24 protein-coding genes are annotated in these 25,124 nt (G+C 73.4%); 12 read left to right on the top strand and 12 right to left on the bottom strand.

Annotation, left to right across the window (positions count from 1 at the left end):
• Both B100_RS0127875 and B100_RS0127870 read right to left on the bottom strand, forming a co-directional pair.
• A partial coding sequence (locus B100_RS0127875) for a maltotransferase domain-containing protein (RefSeq protein WP_024887692.1) occupies positions 1 to 979 on the bottom strand: 979 nt, incomplete at its 3' end.
• Between the two features lie 73 nt (positions 980 to 1,052).
• Positions 1,053 to 1,355 carry a DUF5133 domain-containing protein gene (locus tag B100_RS0127870; RefSeq protein ID WP_024887691.1) on the bottom strand — a complete coding sequence of 101 codons (303 nt, stop codon included), beginning with the start codon at positions 1,353 to 1,355 and terminating at the stop codon, positions 1,053 to 1,055.
• A gap of 360 nt (positions 1,356 to 1,715) precedes the next feature.
• Here B100_RS0127870 and B100_RS0127865 point away from each other — a divergent pair, with 360 nt between their 5' ends.
• Positions 1,716 to 2,228: a hypothetical protein gene (locus B100_RS0127865; protein WP_024887690.1), complete on the top strand. Its 513-nt coding sequence runs from the start codon at positions 1,716 to 1,718 to the stop codon at positions 2,226 to 2,228.
• Positions 2,225 to 4,369 carry a glycogen debranching protein GlgX gene (gene glgX / locus B100_RS0127860; protein ID WP_024887689.1) on the top strand — a complete coding sequence of 715 codons (2,145 nt, stop codon included), beginning with the start codon at positions 2,225 to 2,227 and terminating at the stop codon, positions 4,367 to 4,369. Before B100_RS0127865 ends, glgX begins: the two co-directional genes overlap by 4 nt.
• 50 nt (positions 4,370 to 4,419) lie before the next feature.
• On the opposite strand, the gene B100_RS0127855 is transcribed toward glgX, so the two are convergent.
• Positions 4,420 to 5,223, bottom strand: a complete 804-nt coding sequence (locus tag B100_RS0127855; protein WP_024887688.1) for a VOC family protein — start codon at positions 5,221 to 5,223, stop codon at positions 4,420 to 4,422.
• Between the two features lie 250 nt (positions 5,224 to 5,473).
• Here B100_RS0127855 and B100_RS0127850 point away from each other — a divergent pair, with 250 nt between their 5' ends.
• Positions 5,474 to 5,794: an ANTAR domain-containing protein gene (locus B100_RS0127850; protein WP_486585710.1), complete on the top strand. Its 321-nt coding sequence runs from the start codon at positions 5,474 to 5,476 to the stop codon at positions 5,792 to 5,794.
• 87 nt (positions 5,795 to 5,881) lie between these two features.
• Here B100_RS0127850 and B100_RS0127845 read toward each other — a convergent pair whose 3' ends face one another.
• Positions 5,882 to 6,673 carry an RNA polymerase sigma factor SigF gene (locus B100_RS0127845; RefSeq protein ID WP_024887686.1) on the bottom strand — a complete coding sequence of 264 codons (792 nt, stop codon included), beginning with the start codon at positions 6,671 to 6,673 and terminating at the stop codon, positions 5,882 to 5,884.
• Positions 6,674 to 7,171: 498 nt separating this feature from the next.
• Between B100_RS0127845 and B100_RS0127840 the strand changes: the two genes are divergently transcribed.
• Positions 7,172 to 7,693 (top strand): hypothetical protein, encoded by a 522-nt coding sequence (locus B100_RS0127840; protein ID WP_024887685.1) that lies wholly within the window; start codon positions 7,172 to 7,174, stop codon positions 7,691 to 7,693.
• Positions 7,694 to 7,804: 111 nt separating this feature from the next.
• Here B100_RS0127840 and hemC read toward each other — a convergent pair whose 3' ends face one another.
• The 3 genes from hemC to B100_RS0127825 form a co-directional block, all read right to left on the bottom strand.
• The gene (hemC, locus tag B100_RS0127835; protein WP_024887684.1) at positions 7,805 to 8,740 is read right to left on the bottom strand and encodes a hydroxymethylbilane synthase; all 936 of its coding nucleotides are present in this window, start codon (positions 8,738 to 8,740) and stop codon (positions 7,805 to 7,807) included.
• 80 nt (positions 8,741 to 8,820) lie between these two features.
• On the bottom strand, positions 8,821 to 9,597 hold the full coding sequence (locus tag B100_RS0127830; protein WP_024887683.1) for an NPP1 family protein: 777 nt from the start codon (positions 9,595 to 9,597) through the stop codon (positions 8,821 to 8,823).
• A 146-nt stretch (positions 9,598 to 9,743) separates the two neighbouring features.
• Positions 9,744 to 10,724, bottom strand: a complete 981-nt coding sequence (locus tag B100_RS0127825) for an ATP-dependent DNA ligase (RefSeq protein WP_024887682.1) — start codon at positions 10,722 to 10,724, stop codon at positions 9,744 to 9,746.
• Between the two features lie 148 nt (positions 10,725 to 10,872).
• Here B100_RS0127825 and B100_RS0127820 point away from each other — a divergent pair, with 148 nt between their 5' ends.
• From B100_RS0127820 to B100_RS0127805, 4 genes are all read left to right on the top strand, one after another.
• On the top strand, positions 10,873 to 11,379 hold the full coding sequence (locus B100_RS0127820; RefSeq protein ID WP_024887681.1) for a MarR family transcriptional regulator: 507 nt from the start codon (positions 10,873 to 10,875) through the stop codon (positions 11,377 to 11,379).
• Between the two features lie 501 nt (positions 11,380 to 11,880).
• On the top strand, positions 11,881 to 12,261 hold the full coding sequence (locus B100_RS0127815; protein WP_024887680.1) for a membrane protein: 381 nt from the start codon (positions 11,881 to 11,883) through the stop codon (positions 12,259 to 12,261).
• On the top strand, positions 12,258 to 12,725 hold the full coding sequence (locus tag B100_RS0127810) for a peroxiredoxin family protein (protein ID WP_024887679.1): 468 nt from the start codon (positions 12,258 to 12,260) through the stop codon (positions 12,723 to 12,725). Before B100_RS0127815 ends, B100_RS0127810 begins: the two co-directional genes overlap by 4 nt.
• A gap of 60 nt (positions 12,726 to 12,785) precedes the next feature.
• Positions 12,786 to 15,182: a SpoIIE family protein phosphatase gene (locus B100_RS0127805; RefSeq protein WP_024887678.1), complete on the top strand. Its 2,397-nt coding sequence runs from the start codon at positions 12,786 to 12,788 to the stop codon at positions 15,180 to 15,182.
• Between the two features lie 43 nt (positions 15,183 to 15,225).
• Here the strand turns inward: B100_RS0127805 and B100_RS0127800 are convergent, their stop codons facing one another.
• Both B100_RS0127800 and B100_RS0127795 read right to left on the bottom strand, forming a co-directional pair.
• The gene (locus tag B100_RS0127800) at positions 15,226 to 15,828 is read right to left on the bottom strand and encodes a DNA polymerase ligase N-terminal domain-containing protein (protein ID WP_024887677.1); all 603 of its coding nucleotides are present in this window, start codon (positions 15,826 to 15,828) and stop codon (positions 15,226 to 15,228) included.
• 109 nt (positions 15,829 to 15,937) lie between these two features.
• Positions 15,938 to 16,768 (bottom strand): aldo/keto reductase, encoded by an 831-nt coding sequence (locus tag B100_RS0127795; RefSeq protein ID WP_024887676.1) that lies wholly within the window; start codon positions 16,766 to 16,768, stop codon positions 15,938 to 15,940.
• 185 nt (positions 16,769 to 16,953) lie between these two features.
• Between B100_RS0127795 and B100_RS0127790 the strand changes: the two genes are divergently transcribed.
• Complete coding sequence (locus B100_RS0127790; RefSeq protein WP_024887675.1) at positions 16,954 to 17,928, top strand: TauD/TfdA family dioxygenase; 975 nt, start codon at positions 16,954 to 16,956, stop codon at positions 17,926 to 17,928.
• Positions 17,929 to 17,946: 18 nt separating this feature from the next.
• Here the strand turns inward: B100_RS0127790 and B100_RS0127785 are convergent, their stop codons facing one another.
• The 3 genes from B100_RS0127785 to B100_RS0127775 form a co-directional block, all read right to left on the bottom strand.
• The gene (locus B100_RS0127785) at positions 17,947 to 19,452 is read right to left on the bottom strand and encodes a metallophosphoesterase (RefSeq protein WP_024887674.1); all 1,506 of its coding nucleotides are present in this window, start codon (positions 19,450 to 19,452) and stop codon (positions 17,947 to 17,949) included.
• A 77-nt stretch (positions 19,453 to 19,529) separates the two neighbouring features.
• Positions 19,530 to 20,297, bottom strand: coding sequence for a dienelactone hydrolase family protein (locus B100_RS0127780; RefSeq protein ID WP_024887673.1), 768 nt, complete (start codon positions 20,295 to 20,297; stop codon positions 19,530 to 19,532).
• 16 nt (positions 20,298 to 20,313) lie between these two features.
• Positions 20,314 to 20,934, bottom strand: coding sequence for an L-threonylcarbamoyladenylate synthase (locus B100_RS0127775; RefSeq protein ID WP_024887672.1), 621 nt, complete (start codon positions 20,932 to 20,934; stop codon positions 20,314 to 20,316).
• A gap of 160 nt (positions 20,935 to 21,094) precedes the next feature.
• On the opposite strand from B100_RS0127775, the gene B100_RS0127770 reads away from it, so the two are divergent.
• The 3 genes from B100_RS0127770 (at position 21,095) to B100_RS0127760 (ending at position 25,120) form a co-directional block, all read left to right on the top strand.
• Entirely contained in the window at positions 21,095 to 22,582 is a 1,488-nt protein-coding gene (locus B100_RS0127770; RefSeq protein ID WP_024887671.1) for a helix-turn-helix domain-containing protein, read from the top strand.
• A gap of 258 nt (positions 22,583 to 22,840) precedes the next feature.
• The gene (locus B100_RS0127765) at positions 22,841 to 23,077 is read left to right on the top strand and encodes a hypothetical protein (RefSeq protein ID WP_024887670.1); all 237 of its coding nucleotides are present in this window, start codon (positions 22,841 to 22,843) and stop codon (positions 23,075 to 23,077) included.
• A gap of 384 nt (positions 23,078 to 23,461) precedes the next feature.
• Positions 23,462 to 25,120, top strand: a complete 1,659-nt coding sequence (locus tag B100_RS0127760; RefSeq protein WP_024887669.1) for a catalase — start codon at positions 23,462 to 23,464, stop codon at positions 25,118 to 25,120.
• The last annotated feature ends 4 nt before the right edge of the window (positions 25,121 to 25,124 follow it).

Genomic DNA, 25,124 nt, shown 5'->3' with positions numbered 1-25,124 from the left:
ACTCCGGGTGCTTGTCCACCCAGGGGTGGTCGGGGGAGCACTGCAGGGCGAAGTCGAGGGCGACCTCCATGCCCAGGTCGCGGGCGCGGGCCACGAACCGGGTGAAGTCCTCCAGCGTGCCCAGCTTCGGGTGNACNGCGTCGTGACCGCCCTCGGGGGAGCCGATCGCCCACGGCACACCCACGTCGTCGGGGCCGGCGTCGAGGCTGTTGTTGGGGCCCTTGCGGAAGGTCGTGCCGATCGGGTGGATCGGCGGGAGGNAGACGACGTCGAAGCCCATCCCGGCGATCGCGGGCAGCCGGCGGGCGGCCGTCTCGAAGGTGCCGTGCGGCTGCTCGGGAGTGCCCTCGGAGCGGGGGAAGAACTCGTACCAGGAGCCGTACAGGGCGCGTTCCCGCTCGACCAGCAGGGGGAGCGGGTCGCTGCTGGTGACCAGCTCACGCAACGGGTGTTTCGCCAGCACCGCCGCCACCTCCGGCGTCAACGCCGCCGCCAGGCGCGTGGCACAGGGCAGGGAGTCGTCGCGCAGCGTCGCGGCCGCGGCGAGGACCACGTCCTGTCCGGCGTCGCGCGGCACCCCGGCCGCCGCGCGCCGGAACAGGTCCGCGCCCTCCTCGAGGACCAGCCCGGTGTCGATGCCGGCCGGGACCTTGACGGTGGCGACGCTCCGCCAGGTCGCCACGGGGTCGCCCCAGGCCTCGACACGGTAGGTCCAATGGCCCGGTGCGTCCGCCGCCACCTCCGCGCCCCACCGGTCCGAGCCGGGAGCCAGCTCCCGCATCGGCGTGAACGGACCGGGACGCCCCTCCGGATCCTTCAGCACCACGTTGGCCGCCACCGCGTCGTGTCCCTCCCGGAACACGGTCGCCGTCACCTCGAACGCCTCGCCGACTACGGCCTTCGCCGGGCGTCTGCCGCAGTCGACGGACGGCCGGACGTCCCGTACCGGGACGCGACCGATGGTCGGGGTCGTCTTCATGGGCCTGTGCACCTCCGCCGCTCGCGATGCCCGGGCCGGCGCCCGGACGGGGGACCACTGGGAGGCGGGAAGGTCATGGCCTTCCCGCCGGGGAGCGCCGCTCGACGGCCGGCGGACCGCGCCGGACCGTGGCGGCCGGACGAGGCCTGTCGTCCAGTTCCTGCAGATAGGTGACGGCAGTGGTGCGCAGGTACCGTTCCGCGGCGTCGGCCGCCTCCCGCGCGCAGCGCTTCCCCATCAGCACGCAGAGGGTGTAGCCGGAATCCTCGAAGGTCGCCCGCACCGTGTGGTCGGTGGGGGCGGCCAGCATCACGCGTTCCCAGGCCCGGTAGCGACGCAACTGCCGGGCAACTTCGGCTTTGGCGGGTAGCAGCATGCGCCGTTCACCTTTCCGGGGCTCGATGGGTGCGCGTTGTCCCGACGGTCGGGCGGGTCCGTGCGCACCGCTGCACGGACCCGTAACGGCTATCGAGGTCTTCACACATGGTGCACGGACGGTGACCCGTCGTCTTGTTGGAATTTCAACCACCGCGCCCCAGGCTCCGTGCCTGGTCGGCGGCTTGTCGCCCGCTCAGATGTCGCCTCACGCACCTCACCCGTGCGCTCGTGTTGCACGAATGGACCAACCCCCTCAGTCTGAAGGTGACTCAGAAGCGATACCCGCTCACGTTCCGTGTTCGGGGTCCCGTCCGCCGGGCGGGAGGAGCGCGAGCTTCGCGGTGAGGAGCCCACGACGATGAAGACCGCAGTGCCCTGCTACTACCACCTCGATGTGGAAGTCAGCCCCGAGCGGGTGGGACAGGTCAGCCGGATACTGGCCGCCCACCTCCGGTTCTGGGACCTGGAGAACCTGGTGGAGCCCGTCTGCGGCGGTGCCGAGATGCTGCTCCACGCCATCGACGAGCACGCCACCGACAAGAACACGTCCATCGAGATGTGGTGGAACGGCCAGCACCTCATCACGGCCATCGGCGACAACGACCGGGCCATGCGACCCGACCAGGAACTGCGCGGCTGCCTGGAACACCTCGCGGCCAGCAGCGACGGCTGGGGCTGCTGCGCCACCGAGACCGGCAGCAAGATCATCTGGTTCTCCCAGCGGGCCCGCGCCGGCGAACGCGTGCCCCTCGTTCCCACCGCGCCCGACCCCCGCGAGAGCGAGGGCCTGGACCTGCCCCGCGAGGTGAGCGTCACTACGGTCACCGCGCGGATGCGAACGCCGGGCGGCCTCCTGGAGGAGGTCCGGTGACCCGGCGAAACAACCGGAAAGGGGCGCCCGCCTGGAGCGGGCGCCCCTACCCGCTGGGCGCGTCCTACGACGGCGAGGGCACCAACTTCGCGCTCTTCAGCGAGGTCGCCGAACGCGTCGACCTGGTCCTGGTGGACGACGACGGCCGGCACCGCACCGTGCGGCTCACCGAGGTCGACGGCTTCGTCTGGCACGGCTACCTGCCCGGCGTCGGCCCCGGCCGGCGCTACGGCTACCGGGTGCACGGCCCCTGGGCGCCCTCGGCCGGCCACCGATGCAACCCGGCGAAGCTGCTCCTCGACCCCTACGCCACCGCCGTCGACGGCCAGATCGACAACCACCCCTCGCTGTACGAGCGGAACCCGCACGGACCCGACCCGGCGGACAGCGCGGGCCACACCATGCTCGGCGTGGTGACCGACCCCGCCTTCGACTGGGGCGACGACGCGCCGCCCGGCCGCCCGTACTCCGACACCGTGATCTACGAGACCCACGTCAAGGGGCTGACCCGCACCCACCCCGACGTCCCGCCGGAACTCCGCGGCACCTACGCCGGGTTGGCGCACCCCTCGGTGGTGGACCACCTCACCTCGCTCGGCGTCACCGCGGTGGAGCTGATGCCGGTGCACCAGTTCGTCCAGGACGGCGTGCTCCAGGGCCGGGGCCTCGCCAACTACTGGGGCTACAACACCATCGGCTTCTTCGCCCCGCACAACGCCTATGCCGCCCACGGCACCCGCGGCCAACAGGTCACGGAGTTCAAGGAGATGGTGAAGGCGCTCCACGCGGCCGGGCTCGAGGTGATCCTGGACGTCGTCTACAACCACACCGCCGAGGGCAACGAGAGGGGCCCCACCCTCTCCTTCCGGGGCATCGACAACTCCTCGTACTACCGCCTGGTGGACGGTGACTGGCGGCACTACTACGACACCACCGGCACCGGCAACAGCCTGCTGATGCGCCACCCCTACGTGCTCCAGCTGATCATGGACTCGCTGCGGTATTGGGTCACCGAGATGCACGTCGACGGGTTCCGCTTCGACCTCGCGGCCACCCTGGCCCGGCAGTTCCACGAGGTGGACCGGCTGTCGGCGTTCTTCGACCTGATCCAGCAGGACCCCGTGATCAGCCGCGTCAAGCTCATCGCGGAGCCCTGGGACGTCGGCGAAGGCGGCTATCAGGTGGGCAACTTCCCCCCGCTGTGGTCGGAATGGAACGGCATGTACCGCGACGCCGTACGGGACTTCTGGCGCGGCGAGGACCACACCCTCGGCGAGTTCGCCTCCCGGCTGACCGGCTCCTCCGATCTGTACGCCCACCACCGGCGCCGGCCCCGCGCCAGCGTCAACTTCGTCACCGCGCACGACGGTTTCACCCTGTGCGACCTGGTCTCGTACAACGACAAGCACAACGAGGCCAACGGCGAGGACAACCAGGACGGGGAGAACGACAACCGCTCCTGGAACTGCGGAGCCGAGGGCCCGAGCGGCGATCCGGCGGTACGGGAACTGCGCGCCCGCCAGCAGCGCAACTTCCTCTCGACGCTGCTGCTCTCGCAGGGCATCCCGATGCTCTCGCACGGCGACGAACTGGGCCGCACCCAGGGCGGCAACAACAACGCCTACTGCCAGGACAACGAGATCAGCTGGATCGACTGGCGCCTCGGCGACGACCGGCGCGGGCTGCTGGACTTCACACGCCGGCTCATCTCCCTGCGCCGGGACCATCCGGTGCTGCGCAGGCGCCGGTTCTTCCGGGGCGAGACCCCGCGCAACGCGGACCAGCCGCTGCCCGACCTGGTGTGGCTGGCGCCCGACGCGCGGGAGATGACCGACGACGACTGGCTGCGCTCCGACGCCCACTCGGTCGGCGTGTTCCTCAACGGCGACGCCATCGCCGAACCGGACCCGCGCGGCCGGCCCGTCATCGACGACTCGTTCCTGCTGCTGCTCAACAGCCACTGGGAACCGGTCGGTTTCCGGCTGCCGGACGCCTCCTACGGCGAACGGTGGACGGCGCTGATCGACACCGCGGACCCCGACGGGATCCCCGACGAGGCGGAACGCAAGGCGGGCACGAGGCTGACGGTCGACGCCCGCAGCCTGGTGCTGCTGTCCCGTCCGTCCCGGCGCGCGGGGTAGGCGGCGGGCAACCGGGGCGCGCGGTGAGCCGCGGGGCCCCGGGGAGGGATTCAGTGCTCGCGGCGCGAGGTGACCGTGAACCGGGCACCCTCGTTGTCGCTCAGCACCGCCTCCTCGGGGCCCAGGGCGAGCACCGTGCCGCCCCGCTCCTCGGCGACGCGGGCGCAGGCGGCCACGTCCGACACGGTGAAGTGGACCTGCCAGTGCGGCCGGATCCGCGGATCGGGGGCCGACCCCAGCGCGCCCGACTCGATGCGTGCCACCACGTCGCCCTGGCTGCGCAGCACCACTTCCTCGCCCTCGTAGTGCACCTCGCAGCCGCCCGGCCCGCCGGACGCCCAGTCGAAGACCTCCCCGTAGAAGATCGCCGCGTCGAAGGCGTCCCGGGTGTGCAGCCGGATGAACGCCAGCTGCGCACGGCGCCAGGTGGACCAGTCGCTGAACAGCGCGCCCTCCCACACCCCGAACGTCGCCCCGTCCCGGTCGGCGAGCAGCGCGGCACGGCCCGGCGGCAGCGAGATCGGACCCACCGCCGCGGTCCCGCCGCGCTCCTGCACCCGACCGGCGGCCTCGTCGGCGCTGCGCACCGCGAAGTACGGCGTCCACGCCACCGCCATCTGCCACATGCCGGCCACGGCGGCGATCCCCGCCACCGGCCGGCCGTTCGCCAGGGCGACGCGGAACCGGTCGCCCAGCCGCATGGGGCGCCACTCCCAGCCGAGCACGGCGCTGTAGAAGTCCTCGGTGCTCTGCAGGTCGCGGCTGGTCAGACTCACCCAGCAGGGGGCGCCGTAGACGGCGTCCGTCGAGACGACGTCCGTCGCGCCGGCGGGGGAGGGCATGTCGTGGTTCATAGCAGTCGCGTCCTGATCTCGTCGGCCCGGCAGCCACCCGGATGGCACCAGTGTCGACGGGACACCGGCCCGGGCGCCTGCCGAGTACCCCGGCGGCGGCACCGAAACGGTGACCCCGGCCACCCGCGGGCCACCCCGGTGGCACGGGGCGGGCCGAGTGGCGACCATGGAGGGATCGGACACTGGGTGAAGGCACCTAAGCACTAAGCGAAGGCGCCACGAGAGCGGCACACCGGAACCGGAGGTGACCATGCCCACGGACGGGGGCGCGGACCGGATCCTCCAGCTGGAGGAAGAAGTCCAGCAGCTGAAGGACGCGGTCGTCTCGCACGCGGTGGTGGACCAGGCCATCGGAATGATCGTCGCACTCGGGCGGGTCTCGCCCGACCAGGGCTGGACCGTGCTGAAGGAGGTGTCCCAGCGGACCAACATCAAGCTGCGCAACATCGCCGACATGATCCTCGTCTGGGGGCGCACCGGAGCGTTGCCGGCGGACGTCCGCACGGTCCTCGAGGAGGTCCTGGACCGCCTGGGCCCCACCCGCCTCCCGGAAATCCCCCCGGACCCCTGACCGCCCCCGGCCTGCCCGGTGGGGCGCCTCCCGGACCGCCGGGTGGGGCGGGCCGATGCCTGACCGGACCGGGGCTTGCCGGGCAGGTCAGTTGGGGTCGGTGGCGAGTTCTTCGCGGACGTGGGCGAAGCAGCTGCTCAGGAGGCGGGAGACGTGCATCTGGGAGATGCCGAGCTGGTCGGCGATCCCGCTCTGCGTCATCCCCTTGAAGAAGCGCAGATAGAGGATGAGCCGTTCGCGCTCGGGCAGCGCCTCCAGACAGGGCCGGACCGCCACCCGGTCCACGACGGCGTCGTACGCCGGGTCCGGGCCGCCGATCGAGTCGCCGAGGGCGTACCCGTCGGTGCCCGGCATCTCCGCCTCCAGCGAGAGCGCGGAGAAGCACTCCAGCGCCTCCATGCCGGTGCGCACCTCGTCCTCCGTCAGCCGGGCGTGCGCGGCGATCTCGGCGACCGTGGGCGCCCGGCCGGGCGTCGTCTGCGCCAGCTCCTTCGCCGCGCCGCGCACCCGGTTGCGCAGGTCCTGCACCCGGCGCGGCACGTGCAGCGTCCACATGTGGTCGCGGAAGTGGCGCTTGATCTCACCCGTGACGGTCGGCACCGCGTACGCCTCGAAGGCGTTCCCGCGCGCCGGGTCGTAGTGGTCGACGGCCTTCACCAGACCGAGGGCGGCCACCTGGTACAGGTCCTCCAGGGCCTCTCCTCGGCCCCGGAACCGCACGGCGATCCGCTCGGCCATGGGGAGCCAGGCCGTGACCAGCTCGTCGCGCAGCCTCCGTCGCTCCGGCCCGTCGGGCAGACCGGCCAGACGTACGAAGTCCCGGGTCGTCTCGGGCGCGTCGTCGTGGGAGTGGGGCTTCCTGGGACTGACGGTACGCATCACGCGCACCTCCCTGAGCGGGGTGCCGGATGGACAGAACCCGTGGGAAGCGGCCTTCTCGGACCTGGCAGGTCCGGGGCCGGCCGACCGGTTCCCACGGACGTGCCTCCTGTCCGAAGCACTGAGAATTCCTTTCCCTTCCCGCCGCCATTCCAAAACGAATCACGGAAAGCGGCGGAGGGTATTTTCGGGAATGCGCACGCTGTGGAATCGAGGGAATTCACGCTGTGCATCGCACCCGGCGCGGACCCTCGCGCCGGGCCGCCACGCGACGGGCGCGGCCCGGCGTGCCAGCGGCGCGCCCGTGATCACCACGGCGGACGTGATGTACGGCACGCCGCCCGGCGACGCCGATGGGCCGGTCGGGGGATTCCTCCTGCGCAGCGCTTGATCACCGATCAGATGGGGCGAACTACCTGACCACAGCGCATTCCGCTCATTTGACAGTGCGCTGAGCCCACAGATAGGAAGCAGCGGACAGAAGTCGAGAGGTGCACTGTGTACGAGCCGAACGTGGTCGGGGACTGGCAGGAGTACGACGAGCATGCCGGTCTGCGGGTCCGCGTCCATCGTCTGGAAGCGGGCGAGCCGCCGCGCGGGCGGGACGAGGCCGCCGAAGGGCTGTCGTACTTCCGGGTGCGGGTGACCGTGGAGAACCGGGGTGACCGACCCGTGTGCATTCATCTCGAGGACGGTCAGATCGACGTGCGCACCGGGCCCGACGGCGAGAGCGCATTCATCGACTGGCGCAACTCGCAATTCGTCGAGGGATTCGACGTCTATCCGCTGCGCCGCGCCACCGCCGTGCTCTACGCGGCCGGCCCCGAGGGGTCCCTGGCGCAGGTGGACGTCCAGGTGCAGCTGCGCGCCGACGAGGAGTGGGCCGGGCGCCGGCTGTGGACGGGCGGCGTCGGGGTGCACGAGCCCGCCCCGGGCACGCCGGCGGGTGCGGCCCGGGAGACCCTCGCCCAGCAGGTGAGCCTCTTCCTGCAGGAGCAGGCGGAGGGGGGCACCGCCTGACCACGGCGTGCGGCGGGCGCCGCCCGGCCCGCCCGCTCCCCACGGTCAGTGCATCAGCGCGATCAGCGCACCAGCGATCAGTGCATCAACGTGGTCAGTGCATCAACGCGGTCAGTGCGGAATGCCGTCGATAACGTCGCGGGCGCCCTGACGCAGCAGCGCCACGGCGACGGACGTGCCGAGCGTCGCCGAGTCGAGCCGCCCCGCCCACTCGTGCGCGTTCAGCCGGGTCTTGCCGTCCGGGGTGAAGACGCAGGCCCGCAGGGACAGCTCGCCGCCCCGGTCCACGCGGGCGAGTCCCGCGATCGGGCTGTTGCAGTGCCCCTGGAGCACATGCAGCAGCATGCGTTCGGCGGTGGTCTCGCGGTGCGTGTCCGGGTGGTTGAGGACGCCGACCGCCTCGATCAGCCCCGTGTCGCCCTCCCGGCACTGCAGGGCCAGGACGCCCGCGCCGACCGGCGGCAGCATGACGTCGGCGGACAGCACCTCGCTGACCACGTCACGGCGGCCGATCCGCTCCAGTCCGGCGACCGCCAGCAGCAGGGCGTCCACCTCGCCGTCCGCGAGCTTGGCCAGCCGGCGGTTGGCGTTCCCGCGCAGCGGCACGCACCGCAGGTGCGGGTGGGTCGCGGCCAGTTGGGCGACCCGGCGCACCGAGGAGGTGCCGACCCGGGTGCCGGGCGGCAGCTCGTCCAGGGTGAGACCGTCCGGGTGCACCAGCGCGTCACGGACGTCGTCCCGCTCCAGGAACGCCGCGAACACCGTGCCTGCCGGGAGGGGGCGGTCGGCGGGCACGTCCTTGACGCAGTGCACCGCGAGGTCGGCCTCCCCGGCCAGCAGGGCGGCGTCCACCTCCTTGGTGAACGCGCCCTTGCCCTCCACCCGCGACAGGTCACCGAGCCACTTGTCCCCGGTGGTGCGCACCGGGACCACCTCGGTGCGCACCCCCGGGTGGGCTGCGGTCAATTCCGCGCGGACGCGCTCCACCTGGGCGAGTGCCATGGGCGAGTCGCGGGAGACGATACGGATCAGTTCCGGGACGGCCATGGCGTCACGATAGACCCCCGTGACCCCCCGGTGCCGGGGACACGATGCCGCGCCCCCGGACGTCAACTCGCCCGAGGATGTCACCCGTTCGGGTCGAAGGGGATGCCCGAGGGCTTGGCGGCGGCTAGGTGGGAGGCGAAGCTGCCGTCCTTCAGACCGAAGTGGGCGCTGCCGAAGTCGTGGGCGACGAGCTTGTCGCGCAGCCCCGGCGGGTAGCCGTTCCAGCCGACCAGGGCCGGGTACTGCCAGGTGCCGTTGTGGTTCTCGGGCGGTTCGTCGCCCGCGCCCGCCGGCCGGAAGCAGTGGGTGCTGATGCCGTCCTTGTGGTAGACGACCTTCGGGTGGGTGCCCTCGAAGCGGACCGAGGAACGGGGGTGGATGGTGAACGAGCCGTGGTTGGAGGTGGCGACGTACTGCACGGTGTCGTTCTGCACCCACACCACGACGTGCTCCCAGTCGTGGCGGTGGCCGCCGAGGCTGACGCCGGGCAGCGCCTGGTCCTTCTCGAAGTAGAGCGCGTAGACGACGGCGCACCAGCCGTTGTTGCACGTGGCGCGCGCGTAGCCGTTGGTGTTGTCCAGGTCGGAGGCGTCACGGCAGTTGCCGTTCAGGGCGCCGGTCGGCTTCAGTCCGGCGTTGAGCGAGCCGTCCGGGCCGATCGCGGGGGAGGAGTAGCAGCCGTCGGTGTCGTAGTCGTAGGCCGGCTGGTAGGTGCTCTCCAGGGCGTCGGCGTTCGCGGGGAGCGCGGGCGGGGGAGCGGCGAAGGCCGTCGCGGGAAAGGCGACGACGAGGGCGGCGGCGCCGGCCAGACCGGTCAGCCATCTTCTGACGTGCGTACGGGGCGTGCTCGGCGACACCGCGTCCTCCTCGTGGACAGGCGCAGCCCAACGGGCGTGGGGGGCTGGGGAGTTCACAGCATCCCGGTCGGGCGTGCCCATGCCAAGAGGGCGGTGTCATGTCAGTGGGGGAGGGCGGCCCGGGCGGCGGCGGTCGTCGCGCCGGATCACGCCAGGTCGTCGGGAAGGTCGGCCGCGGCCTCCTCGGGCGCGAGGTCCGGCCGCAGCCGCAGCCAGGACGGCTGGCGCAGCATCCCCTCACGGGTGCGGGTGCTGTACCGCACCTCGCCGACCAGCCGGGGCACCACCCAGTGGGCGCCCGGCACGGCCGGCGCCGGGTCGAAGGGGCAGACGTCGCTCGCGGCGGCCCGTAACAGCGCGGCCAGCTCCGTGCGTTCGGTCTCGTTCCAGCCGGTGCCCACTCCGCCGAGGTACCGCAGCCGGCCCGCCGCCCGCTGGCCGACCAGGACGGCGCCCGGCAGTCCGGTCAGCCGGCCCTTGCCCGGCAGCCAGCCCCCGACCAGCACGTCCTCGCTGCGCATGTTGCGGATCTTGATCCAGGCGCGCGAGCGGACCCCCGGCTCGTACACGGAGTCCAGCCGTTTGCAGACCAGCCCCTCCAGGCTGTGTTCGACGGTGGCCCGCAGTGCCTCCGGGCCGTGGCCCACGAGCGCGGCCGGGGTGGACCAGGCGGGGCCGTCGAGTCCCAGGTCCTCCAGTGCCTCGCGGCGGCGGACGTAGGGCTCGCGGACCAGCGAGCGGCCGTCGAGGTGCATCACGTCGAACAGGATCAGGTGCACCGGCACGGTCTCCGCGCGCCGGGCCGCGCGGGCCGGGGAGTGGGCCAGGCCCATCCGGGACTGCAGCAGCTGGAAGCTGGCCCGGCCGTCCGCGTCGAGGGCCAGCACCTCGCCGTCCAGCACGGCCGGCCGGGGACCGAGGGGGGTGGCCAGCGGACGCAGTTCGGGGTACGCGCCGGTGATCTCCTGGCCGGACCGGGCGCGCAGGACGACGCTGCCGTCCCCGGGGAGGTAGACCACCGCCCGCTGGCCGTCCTGCTTGGTCTCGTACGCCCAGCGCGCGTCCGCCGCGGGGGGCGGCAGCCGGCCGGGAGTGGCGAGCATGGGCGGGATCAGTGGCAGGGTCACGGGTGAGGTGTGGACGCACCTGCCGGACGGCACGCGTCCGCTTGTCCTGTTTCGCCTGAACGGAGGCCGGGCGGGGGCCCGAGCGGAGGGTTCCGTGCCCCGCCGCTCAATTGATTGAGTTACGCAATGAGATGGTAAAGTGCGGGGCATGGCCACACCCCCGCCCCCCGACGGTTCCCCCTCCCCGGAGGTGGTCGACATCGAGCGCGCGCTGTACCGCATCACCTATCTGAGCTCGCGCGCCCGGCAGCACGAGCGGCTGATGGCCGCGGCGGGGGTTCCGCTGGACCGGGCCGGGGCGGCCCTGCTGCGGAAGATGGCCGACGCCGAGCCGATGCGGCCGGGGGAGCTGGCGGCCCGGCTGGGCGTGGAGGCCTCGCACGTCACACGCACGGTGCAGCATCTGGAGAAGTCCGGTCACGTCGTGCGCGTCCCCGACCCGGACGACCGCCGCGCCCAGCGCATCCAGCTCACGGACGCCGGCCGGCAGGCCGTCGCGCGGATCCGCGAGACCGGGGTGCGGGGCATGCAGGCGGCCCTGGCCCACTGGTCGCCCGACGACCTGCGCCAGCTCGCCACGCTCTTCCACCGCATGGTCGACGACTTCCTCGCCCACGCGGCCGACGAGGACACGGAACCCACGACGACGAGCTGAGCGGTTTCGGCGGCGCCTGGACCCGCCGTTCACCACGCCGCCTTCGGGCCCGGCCCTCTCGTCGAGGCCCGCCGTACGCGGCCCCTCTCGCCGAGGCCCGCGCCTCCGGCCGCCGCACGCCGCGTCGGCCGCCGGGCTGCCGGCCCGCCCCGAAAGCGACCGGTCGCGCCCGCCGCGCTCGGCGGGCTCCGCTGCGATGCCCGGCTTGCGGCCCTGGGCTCTGGGCCTGCTTGGCCTTGTCGGCCACGTCTGACCGTGCTCCGCCGCCGCGCTCTCCGCCTGCCGGCCCGCCCCGCGACCGGTCGCGCCTACCGGGCTCGGCGGGCTCCGCCGCGATGCCCGGCTTCGGACCCTGGGCTCCTGGACCCGCCTGGCCCCGCCGGTCACGGCTGACCGTGCTCCGCCCTCCGCCGGCCGGCCGGCCCGTCCTCCGCCGACGCCCCCCGGAAGCCTGGGGCTTACCGTCCGGTAACGTGCGCGGGAGTCGTTGGAGGAGGAACCGTGTCACGGTCCGAACGCTCGCCCCTGCTGCTCGCCGGCCTGCTGGCCGTCGCGGGCACCGCGCACTTCGCCGCGCCCCGCCAGTTCGACCACATCGTCCCGCGCTCCCTGCCCGGCACGCCGCGCGCCTGGACCTACGCGAGCGGCGTGGCCGAGCTGGCGCTGGCCGCCGGGGTGGCGCTGCCCCGGACCCGCAAGACCGCCGCGCTGGCCGCGGCGGCCTTCTTCGTCGGGGTGTTCCCCGCCAACGTGAAGATGGCCGTCGACTGGCGCCACCGCCCCGCCCCGCAGCGGGCCGCCGCCCTCGGCCGGCTGCCGTTGCAGGTGCCGCTGGTGATGTGGGCGCGCGGCGTCGCCAGGGGTGCGGAGGGCACGGCATGAGCGGGCGCGTGGAGAAGGGCGACACGGTCGAGGACTTCGCGGCGCCGGACGAGACCGGCACCGTCCGCAGGCTGTCGGAGCTGCTCGCCGACGGCCCGGTGGTGCTGTTCTTCTACCCGGCCGCCCTGAGCCCCGGCTGCACCGCACAGGCCTGCCACTTCCGCGACCTCGCCGCCGAGTTCGCCGAGGTGGGCGCCCGTCCCGTGGGCGTCAGCGCGGACCCCGTGGAGCGGCAGGCGGAGTTCGCCGGCCGGCACACCCTGGGCATGCCCCTGTTGTCGGACACCGACGGCGCCATCCGGGAGCGGTTCGGTGTGAAGCGGGGCATCTCGGTGGCCCCCACCAAGCGGGCCACCTTCGTCATCGGCCAGGACCGCACCGTGCTGGAGGTCGTACGCAGCGAGCTGCGGATGAACACGCACGCCGACAAGGCGCTCGCCGCACTGCGCGGCCTGCGGGGCTGATGCCCGCCGACCGGACCCGCCGCGGTTGAGAGGCGACGGCCGCGGGCCGATGCTGGAGCAATGGACGACGCCTCCGCCGCGCTGGTCGTCGATGCCCGCGGCGTCGTGACGGGGTGGAGCGAGGGAGCCCGGACACTGACCGGGCTCTCCGCCGACGAGGCCGTGGGACGCCCCGTACGGGACCTGCTCGCCGACGAGCCCACGGAAGCGCGGCAACCCCGGGAGCCCCGGCAGCCGCAGGAGCCGGAGGGGATGCCCCCCGGCGCCCCGCCCGTCCCCTCGGGGATCGTCACCGTGCGTCATCGCGACGGCAGCCGGGTGACGCTCCGGCTGGCGGTCTGCCCCGTCCGCGGCCCGGGGGACACGGACGCCGGATACGTGATCACCGCGCGGCCCGCGGTGGCCGCCGAGACGTCCCTGGCCGGCCGGGCCTTCCAGCAGTCGTCCCTCGCGATCTCCGTCCTCGACACCGAACACCGCTTCATCCGGCTCAACGACGCCGCCTGTGCCGCGATGGGCGGCACCGAGGAGACCCTCCTCGGGCACGGCTTCCTCGACACCGCGGGACGCAGCGAGGGCACCCGCGGTATCGACCGGCACATGCGCCAGGTCGCCGAGACGGGCAGGTCGCTGCGCGACGAGAGCTTCGGCCAGGCCGCCTCCGACCTGCACCGGCACGCCTGGAACGTCGAGATGTGGCCGGTCCGCGACGCCGAAGGCACGCTGGTCGGCACCGCGCTGGCGGGACTGGACAGCAGCGAACAGCACCGCGCCCGTCGCCGCCTGGCGCTGCTCAACGAGGCGGCCGCCGCCCTCGGCACCACCCTCGACGTCGTCCGCACCGCCGAGGAACTCGTGGAACTGCTGGTCCCGGACTTCGCCGACTTCGCCTGCGTCGACCTGCTCGACTGGGTGCTCGACGCCGAGGCGCCCCCGCTGCGGTCCGACGCCGACGTCGTCATGCGCCGGGTCGCGCACGGCTCCGCAGGACCGCGCGCTCCCGAGACGGTCGTCCCCCTCGGCCGCACGGACGTCTACCCGCCCTACTCGCCGCCCGCGCGGGCGCTGAAGGACGGCAGGGCGGTGCTCGCCGGAGCCGGGGAACCGGACTTCGACCGGTGGATGGGCGAGCGCGGCAACCCGTCGCTCCCGTCGGGGACGCCGCCGCCCCCCGCGATCCACTCGGAGCTCGCCGTGCCGCTGCGGGCCCGCGGCACCACCCTCGGCGTGGCGGTCGCCGTCCGCAACGTCCACCCCGACGGGTACGCCGTCGACGACGCCGTACTCGCCGAGGAGCTCGCCAGCCGGGCCGCGGTGTGCGTGGACAACGCCCGCCGCTTCGCCCGGGAACGCGCCACCGCGCTGACCCTCCAGCACAGCCTGCTGCCCAAGGTGCTGCCCGGACAGGCCGCCGTCGAGGTCGCCCACCGCTACCTGCCGTCCGGGTCCGCGGCCGGCATCGGCGGCGACTGGTTCGACATCATCCCGCTGTCCGGCACCCGGGTCGCCCTGGTCGTGGGGGACGTCGTCGGCCACGGCATCCCGTCCACCGCCACCATGGGGCGGCTCTGCACGGCCGTACGCACCCTCGCGGACGTCGACCTGCCGCCCGACGAGCTGCTCACCCACCTGGACGACCTGGTCACCCATCTGGCCGCCGAGGACCCGGACGGAGACGTGGCGGAGCTCGGCGCCACCTGCCTGTACGCCGTCTACGACCCGGTCTGCCGGCGCCTGGCGGTGGCCGCCGCCGGCCACCCCGCGCCGGCCCTGCTGCTGCCCGACGGGACCTGCCGGCTCGTGCCCGTGAACGCGGGCCCGCCGCTGGGCGTCGGCGGACTGCCGTTCGAGGCGACCGAGCTGGACGTGCCGGAGGGCTCCGTCGTCGCCCTCTACACCGACGGACTGGTCGAGGGCCGCGACCGCGACATCGACCACGCCACGCGGGAGCTGTGCCGCGCCCTCACGGTGCCCGTCCCGTCGCTGGACGACCTGTGCGACGTCGTGCTGAAGCAGGTGCTGCCCGAGGAGCCGGGCGACGACGTCGCCCTGCTGCTCGCCCGCACCCGCGCCCTCGGCGCCGGCCAGGTCGCCACCCGGGACGTGCCGCAGGACGCCGAGGTGGTGGCCGCCGTCCGGCAGTGGGCGGTCGACCTGCTGGCCGCCTGGGGACTGGACGAGGCCGCCTTCGTCACCGAGCTGGTGGTCAGTGAGCTGGTCACCAACGCCATCCGCTACGGCGAGCCCCCGATCCACCTGCGGCTGATCCGCGACCGCACCCTCATCTGCGAGGTCACCGACACCAGCTCCACCTCGCCCCACCTGCGGCGGGCGCACGCCTTCGACGAGGGGGGCAGGGGACTCCTGCTGGTCGCCCAGCTCACCCAGCGCTGGGGGAGCCGGCAGGCGGACGGCGGCAAGACCATCTGGGCGGAACAGGCCCTCCCGCCCCGCTGACCCGCCGCCCGGCCGGCTCCGGGCTCCGGCGCCTCAGCCGTCCTCAGCCGTTCTCCCGCGCGACCTGGGCGAGGGTGCGGCCCGTGCGGGCGGAGCGGGCCCGACGGGGATCGGGGGCGCCCCGGCCGCCCGAGCCGCCCTTGGCCCCGCGGACCAGCAGCCACGCCTCCTCGCCGTCGTCCCCGCCGCGGAAGCGGGTGAGGGCGTACTCGCCGCGCAGCTTCGAGCCGTGCAGCCGGAAGGTGGCGTGGCCGCGCTCCAGCGACCGGGCGAAGTCCACGGCGTGGCCCCGGCGGTCGTGGCTGAGCGGCTCGTACGTGCCGTGGTCCCAGACGATCACCGTGCCCCCGCCGTACTCGCCACGCGGGATGACGCCCTCGAACTCCTCGTACTCCAGCGGGTGGTCCTCCGTCGGCACGGCCAGCCGCTTGTCGTGCGGGTCGGCGGACGGGCCCTTCGGCACCGACCAGGACTTCAGCACGTCACCCACCTGGAGCCGGAAGTCGAAGTGCATCCGGCGCGCGTCGTGGATCTGCACGACGAAGCGGGGTCCCGCCTCCGTCTCCCGGCCGCCGCCCCGGGGCTCCCGGGTCAGGCCGAAGTCCCGCTTGCCGTGGTAGTCCCGCAACCGGTCCGGTCCGCCCACCGTGCCGCTCCCTTCCGTCCTCCGGACGCGCCGCACGTCCGCCCCGTCCGTACGAGACGGACACGCCGCACGTCCGCCCCGTCCGTACGAGCGGCGCCCGGGTACCCGGTCAGAACTCCTCGTGCACCTCCGGGTCCCCGCCGATCCGCCGGTGCGCCCGGTCGGAGACGGTCCGCATCTGGGCGTCGTCCAGCTCGAAACCGAAGACGTCCAGGTTGGCGCGCTGCCGCTCGGGGGCGGACGACTTGGGGACGGGCAGCGCGCCCAGCTGGACGTGCCAGCGCAGCACCGCCTGCGCCGGGGTCACGCCGTGCGCGTCGGCGACGGCGGCCACCGCGAGATCGTCCAGCAGCTGCGACCCGCGGCCCAGCGGGCTCCAGCTCTGGGTGAGCACGCCCTTGTCCGCGTGGTGGGCGCGCAGTTCCTCCTGCGGGAAGAACGGGTGCAGCTCGATCTGGTTGACCGAGGGCAGCACCCCGGTCTCCTTCTCCAGCCGGTCGACGTGGGCCGGCGTGAAGTTGGAGACGCCGATCGACCGGACCAGCCCGTCCTCGCGGAGCTTGATCATCGCCTTCCAGGAGTCGACGTACTTGTCGACGCGGGGGAGCGGCCAGTGGATCAGGTAGAGGTCGACGTACTCCAGGCCGAGCCGGGCCCGGGACTCCTCGAAGGAGGCGAGGGTCTCCTCGTAGCCGTGGTGGCGGCCGGGGAGCTTCGTCGTCACGACGATCTCCTCACGCGGCACCCCGGCCCCGGCCACGGCCCGGCCTACCCCCGTCTCGTTGCGGTAGTTGGCGGCCGTGTCGATCAGGCGGTATCCGGCCTCAAGGGCCCCGGTCACCGCCCGTTCCGCCTCGGCGTCGTCCATCGGCCAGGTGCCCAGACCCAGGGCGGGGATCGTGGTGCCGTCGTTGAGGCTGTGCTGCGGGATGCTCGTCACGGGAGGGCCCTCCGGTCGCGGTGTGTCGTCCGTCCAGCGTCGGCCACGACAGGGGCGGTGATCAACCGGACGGGCCGGGCCGCGCCGCCCGAGGCCCTGTCGCCAGGGTCCGCTTCCGCTGCCACGATCTTCCCGGGAGCCGGTCCGTCCGGGGCCGGCGGGTACGAGCGACGGAGTGGGGACCCATGACCACGGACAGCGGCGCCGGGACGGACCAGGAGGACGAGGGGAAGGTGGAGGTGCACCCCGCGGCCGGGCACATCGGGGCCGACGTCACCGGGGTGGACCTGGCCGGCGACCTCGACGACGCCACGGTCGCCGGGATCAGGGCGGCGGTGCTGCGCTGGAAGGTGGTGTTCTTCCGCGGCCAGCGCCTCGACCACGCCGGGCACGTGGCGCTGGCCCGCCGGTTCGGCGAACCCGTCGTCCTGCCCCGGCGGGGCTCGGCCTCCCCGCCGGACTTCCCCGAGATCGAGACCACCGCCGACCGGCTGGAGCTCGGCGGCCGCTTCGGCATGGACCACGACGAGTGGCTGCGCAGGCGCCGCCACACCGTACTGCGCGGCTGGCACTGCGACCACGGCGCCCGGGTCGACCCGCCCGCCGCGACGATCCTTCGCGCCGAGACCGTACCGCCCTACGGCGGCGACACCACCTGGGCGAACCTGGCCGCCGCCTACGCCGGACTGTCCGCACCCGTGCGGGAGTTCGCCGACCGGCTGCGCGCCGAGCACCGGCTGGGCGTCGGCTACCAGCCGCGGCCCGGCGACGACGCCTACCTGCGCCACCTGCTGGACCAGCAGACCGCCACCGAGCACCCGCTGGTGCGCGTCCACCCCGAGACGGGGGAGCGGATCCTGTTCGTCAACGGCTACTACGTCGAGCAGATCACCGGCCTGTCCCGCCCCGAGAGCCGGGCGATCCTGGAGATGCTGCTGGAGCAGGCCACCCGGCCCGAGTACACCGTGCGCCTGCGCTGGGAGCCGGGCACCGTGGCGTTCTGGGACAACCGGGCCACCATCCACCTCGCCCCCGGCGACACCGCCCACCTGGACCACCCGCGGATCATGCACCGCGTGATGCTCGCCGGTGACGTCCCCGTCGGCGTCGACGGCCGGCCCTCGCAGCCTCTCACCGGCACCGCGCCGGGCCGCTGGTAGGCACACCCCAGGCACGCCTCAGGCCAGCGGGATGGTCACCTCGTCCTCCACGGGCGGGGCGACCTCCTGCGCCCGCTGCCCGGTTGCCGCGTGGCAGCGCAGCCGTATCGCCTCCGGGCCCACGTCGATCCGCAGGAAGGACTTGAAGAACGGCGGGCTGTACGTGGCCGAACCGGGCGAGAACAGCGACTGGTACGCCTTGCGCACGGGAAGCCGGAACCGCTTGCCCCGGTCCGGACGGCTGCCGGTGCCCAGCAGCCCCGCGACCCACCGCATCCGGCGCGTCACCCGGGCCGGCGCGCCCGGCGCGCGGGTCGGTCCGATGCCGAGCCGTTCGGCGATCACCGCCGCCGCCTCCGCCTCGGTCAGCGAGAAGAACCGGCGCAGCCGCGTCCGCCGCCCGTACAGCGCGCTGTAGAAGGCGAGAGAGTCGCCGCGCAGCGGGTAGCAGCGGAAGTCCGCCTCGGTGACCCCGGCGACGTCCACCCGGGGGATGGTGTGGGTGGCGTGCGTGAACGCCCCGCCGCCGCCCGCCACCACGTACTGCAGGGTGCGGCCGTCCTCCAGCCGCACCGGGTAGCGCTGGTAGTTGTGGATGTCGCCGCCTATCGCGGCCACGTAGCGGTGCGCCGGGTCGCGGACGATGTCGTCGACGGTGCCGCCGCCGTCGATCGGGCACGGGTGGTGCTCGCCGTCCACGTACAGGGGCGAGCCGGTCACGAGGATCTTCGGGCGCGGATCGCGGGACACCTCCCGCAGCCACGCGCCCTGCTCGGCGTCGATCGTGCCGAGCAGCCCGGTGTCGATGCCGACGATCCGTACCGGACCCGCGTCGATCGCCCAGTACGGTCCCGGCTGCACGGCACGCTGGGCGGGGGAGGAGCGCAGCTTGCGCGCCTCGTCCAGCCGCGCGCCGTCGCCGGGGCGGGGCCGGTGCCACAGCAAGGAGCGCAGCCAGGCCCGGCTGAGCGGGCGTGGCGCGGGGGCGGGCGGCAAGGGCGGGGCGTCGTCGCAGAAGACCCGCATGAAGCCGGCCAGGTCCTCGTACCAGTCGTGGTTGCCGGGTATCGCGTAGATCGGCGCCTGGTAGTCCCGGTACGGCTGGAAGAACTTGGGGCCGTAGTCGTCGGCGCTGCCCACCGGGTAGATGACGTCGCTGGCGAGCACGGCGAAGGCGGTGTCCCGGCCCTCCTCCAAGAGGCCCGGCACGACCGCGTACTGGGGGTCGCCGCCCTCGCCGGTGTCGCCGATGACCAGGAAGGAGAACCGGTCCGGGTCGTCGCGCCGGACGACCCGGTCGGCGGGCGCCCCGGCCGCCGACCGCTGGGTCGTCCAGCGCGCCCGGACCTCACCGGTGGGGTCACCGAACCAGGAGGCCAGGACGCCGTTGCGGGCGGCCCACAGCATTCTCGGGTCCAGCCAGGAGATCTTCTCGGTCTGGCGCGGCATCAGCCGCGGGTACTCACCGCGTTCGGAGGCGCCCCAGCCGGCGCCCTCGGCGGTGTCGCGTGAGGAGTCGGACACCGGTGCACGGTAACAACGGTGCCCGGAGCGCGCGGTGGCCGGGGCGCTCGGTCAATCCCTTTGCCGGGCCGCCGACTTCATGATTCGGGACGGAAGGTGCGCTCCAGCAGGCCGAGCAGCTCCGTCCAGTGACGTTCGTCCGCCTTCTCGTCGTAGGACTCCGTGTCGGACTGGGTGAAGCCGTGCCGGGCCCCGGTGTACACCTCGCAGCGGTGCCGGACACCGGCGTCCGTCAGGGCCTGCTCCAGCCGCTCGATCTGCTCCGGCGGCAGGGACGGGTCCTGGTCGGCGTGGCCCAGATACACCTCGGCCGTGATCCGTGCGGCCGCCAGGTGCGGGCTGTCCGGGGCGTCCGTCGCCAGCCGGCCGCCGTGGAAGCCCGCCACGGCCGCCACCCGGTCCGGGAAGGCGCCGGCCGCACGCAGCGCCAGGCCCGCGCCCATGCAGTAACCGACGAGGGCCGCCGGGCCCTCGGCCGCCTCCGGCCGCCCGGCGAGCCACGCGAGATACGCCCCCGCGTCACCCGCCGCCCGCTCCGGCGTCAACTCCTCCAGCGCCGGTGCCAGCTGACGGAACACCTCCGCCCGCGCCCCGGCGTCGACGAACGCGGGCACGTCGACCACCGGAGCGGGTCCCCGCCGGTGGAAGAGGTTCGGCACCAGCACCGTGTACCCGGCCGCCGCCAGCCGGTCGGCCGCCTCCCGCACCCGCGGACGCAGACCGAACGCGTCCGTGAAGCAGAGCACCGCCGGCCGGGGCGTGCCGTCCGCACGACGCGCCAGGTACGCGTCCGCCGTGCCGTCGTCCGTCGGGACCTGGACCTCGGTTCCCCGCACGTGCGTCATCCGTGCGTCCCTCCCGTCACTCGAAGCGCGAGACGTCGCCCGCGCCCACCCGTACGATCTCCGCCTCGCCGCCGGAGAAGTCGATCACCGTGGTCGGTTCGGTGCCGCAGTCGCCGGAGTCCAGCACCGCGTCCACCTCGTGGTCGAGGCGGTCCTTGATCTCCCAGCCCTGGGTCATCGGCTCGTCCTCGCCGGGCAGCAGCAGCGTGCTGGACAGCAGCGGCTCGCCGAGTTCCGCCAGCAGCGCCTGGGTGACCACGTGGTCGGGGATGCGCACGCCCACGGTCTTCTTCTTGGGGTGCTGCAGCATGCGCGGCACCTCCTTGGTCGCGGGCAGGATGAACGTGTAGCGGCCCGGCGTCGACGCCTTGACCGCGCGGAAGACGTCGTTGTCGATCCGTACGAACTGGCCGAGCTGCGCGAAGTCCCGGCACACCAGCGTGAAGTGGTGCCGGTCGTCCAGCTTGCGGATGGTGCGGATGCGGTCGGTGCCGGTGCGGCTGCCCAGACGGCAGCCGAGCGCGTAGCAGGAGTCCGTGGGGTACGCGATCAGGGCGTCGTCGCGGATGGCGGCGGCGATCTGGCCGATGGTGCGCGGCTGGGGGTTGTCGGGGTGCACGTCGAAGTACTTGGCCATTCACCGAGCTTAAGCCGACCGCGGCCCGGCATCGTGCGCACCGGTGCGGCGTCACCCGCAGGAGCACGGGGTCCGTCGCGCCGGGATGAGCCACGCCCACGTGTGGGGTAACGTCCCCCGTCCGGGCCAAGGCGGCGAGGGAGACGAGGGGAAGGCCGAGGTGACAGGCCGAAAGGACGCGGGGCGGGGGACGACGGAGACCGGCGGGCGCCCCGGCTGGGCGCGCGAACTGCTCGAGCATCTGCGGCCCGCGGGGCGGGACGTCCGCAGGGTCGTCGACTGGCTGGCCGGGGCGGTGGCTGCGGAGGTGGCCCTGCGCGACGCCGACGGCGGCCTGCTGGCCGGGACGCCACTGCCGCTGGACGAGTCCGTCGCCGCCGACGTCGCCTCCGGCCGGATCGCCTCGGCCGCCTGGGACGGCGACGGACGCCACCAGCGCCTGGTACGCGTCGGACACCCCTCGGGGGGCTGCGTGCTGGCCGTGTCCCGCGGGGCGCCGTTCGACCGGGACGCCTCCGACGTCGTCACCCACACCGCCCAGGTGATCGAGGTGCTGCTCACCGTCCACGAGACCCGGGCGGCCGGTGTCCGGCTCCGGCGGGCCACCTCCGACCTGCGGCTGGCCATCCTTCAGTTGCTGATGGTCGAGGACACGGTCTCCGCGCGCCGGGTCGCCTCGGGGCTCTGGCCGGGCCTGCTGGACGCCGAGACCGCCTGCGTCTACGTCATGGAGTCCGACCCCGCCGTACGGGACCGGCTGGCCGCCGAGTGCATCGAGCGCACCCGCGAGGAGGCGCTGGTCGTGCGGTGCCCGGCCGTGGACGGCCATGTGATCGTCCTCAGCCCGCGCGAGGCCACCGCCGCCGACCTGCGGTCCGTGGCGGAGAGCCACCCGGACATCTTCGTCGGGGGCAGCGTGTGGCAGAGCCTGGCGCGTACCGCCACCGCCTACGGACAGGCCGTCAGCGCCCTGGCCGTGGCCCGTTTCCGGCCCGACAAGACGGCCGTGTACGCCGAGCGCACCCACCCCGAGCGGCTGATGGACCCCGCCGCCCTGCGCACCTGGGCGGCGCGGGTGCTGCGCCCGCTCGACGCGCTGCCCCACCACACCCGCGCGGAGCTGATCGCCACCACCCGGCTCGGCCTGGAGTTCACCGCCGTCAGCACCGCGAAGATCCTGGGCGTCAGCCGGAACACCGTGCGCGCCCGCATGGACCGCGTGGAGTCCATGCTCGGGGTCGACTTCGACGACGTCACCGTGCGCGCCGTCGTGCACCTGGCGCTGCACACCCAGATCAACCTGCTGGACGGTCAGGGCACCGCGGGCTCCCGGGGGAGCTCCCGGCGCCTCGCCGAGCTGCTGTCCTCCCCCGGCGTCGCCGGCTGGGCGCGGGAACTGCTGGACCGGCTGGACCCCGACCCCCGCAACGTCCGCCGCACCCTGCGCACCTGGATCGCCGAGGGCGCCAACGCCGAGCGGGCCGCGCAGACCCTCGGCGTCCACGCCCAGACCGTGCGCGAGCACGTACGCAGCGCCGAACCGGTCCTGGAACGCCAACTGCTGGCCGCGGGGACCGATCTGTACGAGGTGGCCCTGGCCCATCTGGCGCTCGGTGACCTGGACCGGCCGCCGCTCGCGGGGGAGTGAACCGGGCGTTTCGGACTCACTTGTGCACGGGTGAGTGCCGCGGCCCGCGCAGCGGGCACGGGTGCGATACACAGACCGGTCCCGCGTTGCATAGTTTCGAGCCACGGCGGGGGCACGACCGGAACGGGGGACCGGTCGCGCCCCCGCCTCGTGGTGTGCCCGCCTCCGGCCCGGGTACCCGGCCGCCGCTATGAGGCCCGCCTCCGGCGCGGCGGATTGGGGCGGGCGGTGGACGAGCAACGCGAGGGGAAGATCCCCATGACCAGTGACACCGAGACCGGCGACGTCACCGGCACGAAGGACAAGGACTACAACCTCGTCTGGTACGTCGAGGCGTGCCTGAGCAACGCGCTCCGTCTGGAGAGCTACATCCAGGACGCGGAGCGGGCGAACGACACCGAGGTCGCCGATCTGTTCCGCAAGGCCCAGGCGGACAGCCGCAAGGGTGCCGAACTGGGCAAGGAACTGCTGCGCGCCCGCCTGGGCGGCGGCTGAGCACCCCGGCAGGCAGGCCCGGGCACCGCGTACGGCGGTGCCCGGGCCTCGACCGTGTCCGCGACCGCCCGCCACCCAGGGCTGCCGGCAGGGCCCGGCCGTCGAGCCGGCTCTCGTCCGCGCCGTCACCCTCCGCCGCGCTCCGGTCGCCGCCCGTGGCGAACGGGGGCAGCATGGCCCTCGTACGCACGCCACCGGCGGGACGTGACCGGTGGCCGGGCGCCCGTTCGTCCGGCCGTCGCCGCGAACGGGTCCACGGACGCGTGAATGACGCCGCGGCGCCGGGTACCCGGGCCGCCCGCCAGGAACCGGCCGACGGCCCGGAGGCAGCCGCGCCCCGGCCCGTCACCGGCCATGAACAGCAGTGCAAGGAGCCCCACGATCATGACGGACGTTTCGAGCCAGGGCCCCGCTGCCGGCGACGACCGCAAGGTACTCACCAACCGGCAGGGCCATCCGGTCTACGACAACCAGAACCAGCGCACCGTGGGCTCGCGCGGCCCGGCCACGCTGGAGAACTACCAGTTCCTGGAGAAGATCAGCCACTTCGACCGGGAGCGCATCCCCGAGCGCGTCGTGCACGCCCGCGGCGTCACCGCGTTCGGCTACTTCGAGGCGTACGGCAAGTGGGGCGACGAGCCGATCTCCCGCTACACCCGCGCCAAGCTCTTCCAGGAGGCGGGCAAGCGCACCGACCTCGCCGTCCGCTTCTCCACCGTCATCGGCGGCCGGGACTCCGCCGAGACCGCCCGCGACCCCCGCGGCTTCGCGGTGAAGTTCTACACCGAGGACGGCAACTGGGACCTCGTCGGCAACAACCTGGGCGTCTTCTTCATCCGGGACGCCATCAAGTTCCCGGACGTCATCCACGCCCTCAAGCCCGACCCGGTCACCTTCGAGCAGCAGCCGCGCCGCATCTTCGACTTCATGTCGCAGACGCCCGAGTGCATGCACATGCTGGTCAACCTGTTCAGCCCGCGCGGCATCCCCTCGGACTACCGCCACATGCAGGGCTTCGGCGTGAACACCTACAAGTGGGTCAACGCCGAGGGCGAGACCAAGCTGGTCAAGTACCACTGGATGCCCAAGCAGGGTGTGCGCTCCATGACCGAGGAGGACGCGGCGAACGTCCAGGCGCAGTCCCTCGGCCACGCCACCAAGGACCTGTACGAGGCCGTGGAGCGCGGCGAGCACCCCGAGTGGGAGCTTCTCGTCCAGACGATGGACGACCACGAGCACCCGGAGCTGGACTTCGACCCGCTGGACGACACCAAGACCTGGCCCGAGCAGGACTTCCCGCCGAAGCCGGTGGGCAAGATGGTGCTCAACCGGATGCCGGACAACTTCTTCGCCGAGAACGAGCAGATCTCCTTCGGCACCGGTGTCCTCGTCGACGGCCTGGACTTCTCCGACGACAAGATGCTCGTCGGCCGGACCTTCTCCTACAGCGACACCCAGCGCTACCGGGTCGGCCCCAACTACCTGCAGTTGCCGGTCAACCAGGCCAAGAACGCCGAGGTGCGCACCAACCAGCGCGACGGCCTGATGGCCTACCACCAGGACGGCGGCGGGGAGAACCCGCACGTCAACTACGAGCCGTCGATCACCGGCGGGCTGCGCGAGGCCCAGTACCCGACGCACGACGAGCAGGGTCCGGAGATCCGGGGCCGCGTCACCCGCAAGCGCATCGAACGCACCAACGACTACACGCAGGCGGGGCAGCGCTACCTGCTGATGGAGGACTGGGAGCGCGACGACCTGGTCAAGAACTTCGTCGGCCAGCTCTCGCAGTGCGACCGGCCGGTCCAGGAGCGCATGGTGTGGCACTTCCTGCTCGTCGAGAACGACCTCGGCCGCCGGGTCGGCGAGGGGCTCGGCATCGTGCCGGAGGACGTCGCCCACCTGGAGCCGCTGGCGAGCCAGGACCTGTCCGACGACGACCGCAAGCGGCTCGCCAACCTCGGTGACAACCCGCCGCGCGACGTGGAGGGGCTCACCATGACCCACTGCGTCCCCGACGAGCGGCACGTGGTGACCCGCTGAGAGG

This window comes from Streptomyces sp. CNH189 (genome assembly GCF_000527195.1).
This window is presented reverse-complemented; position numbering and strand designations above follow the sequence as displayed.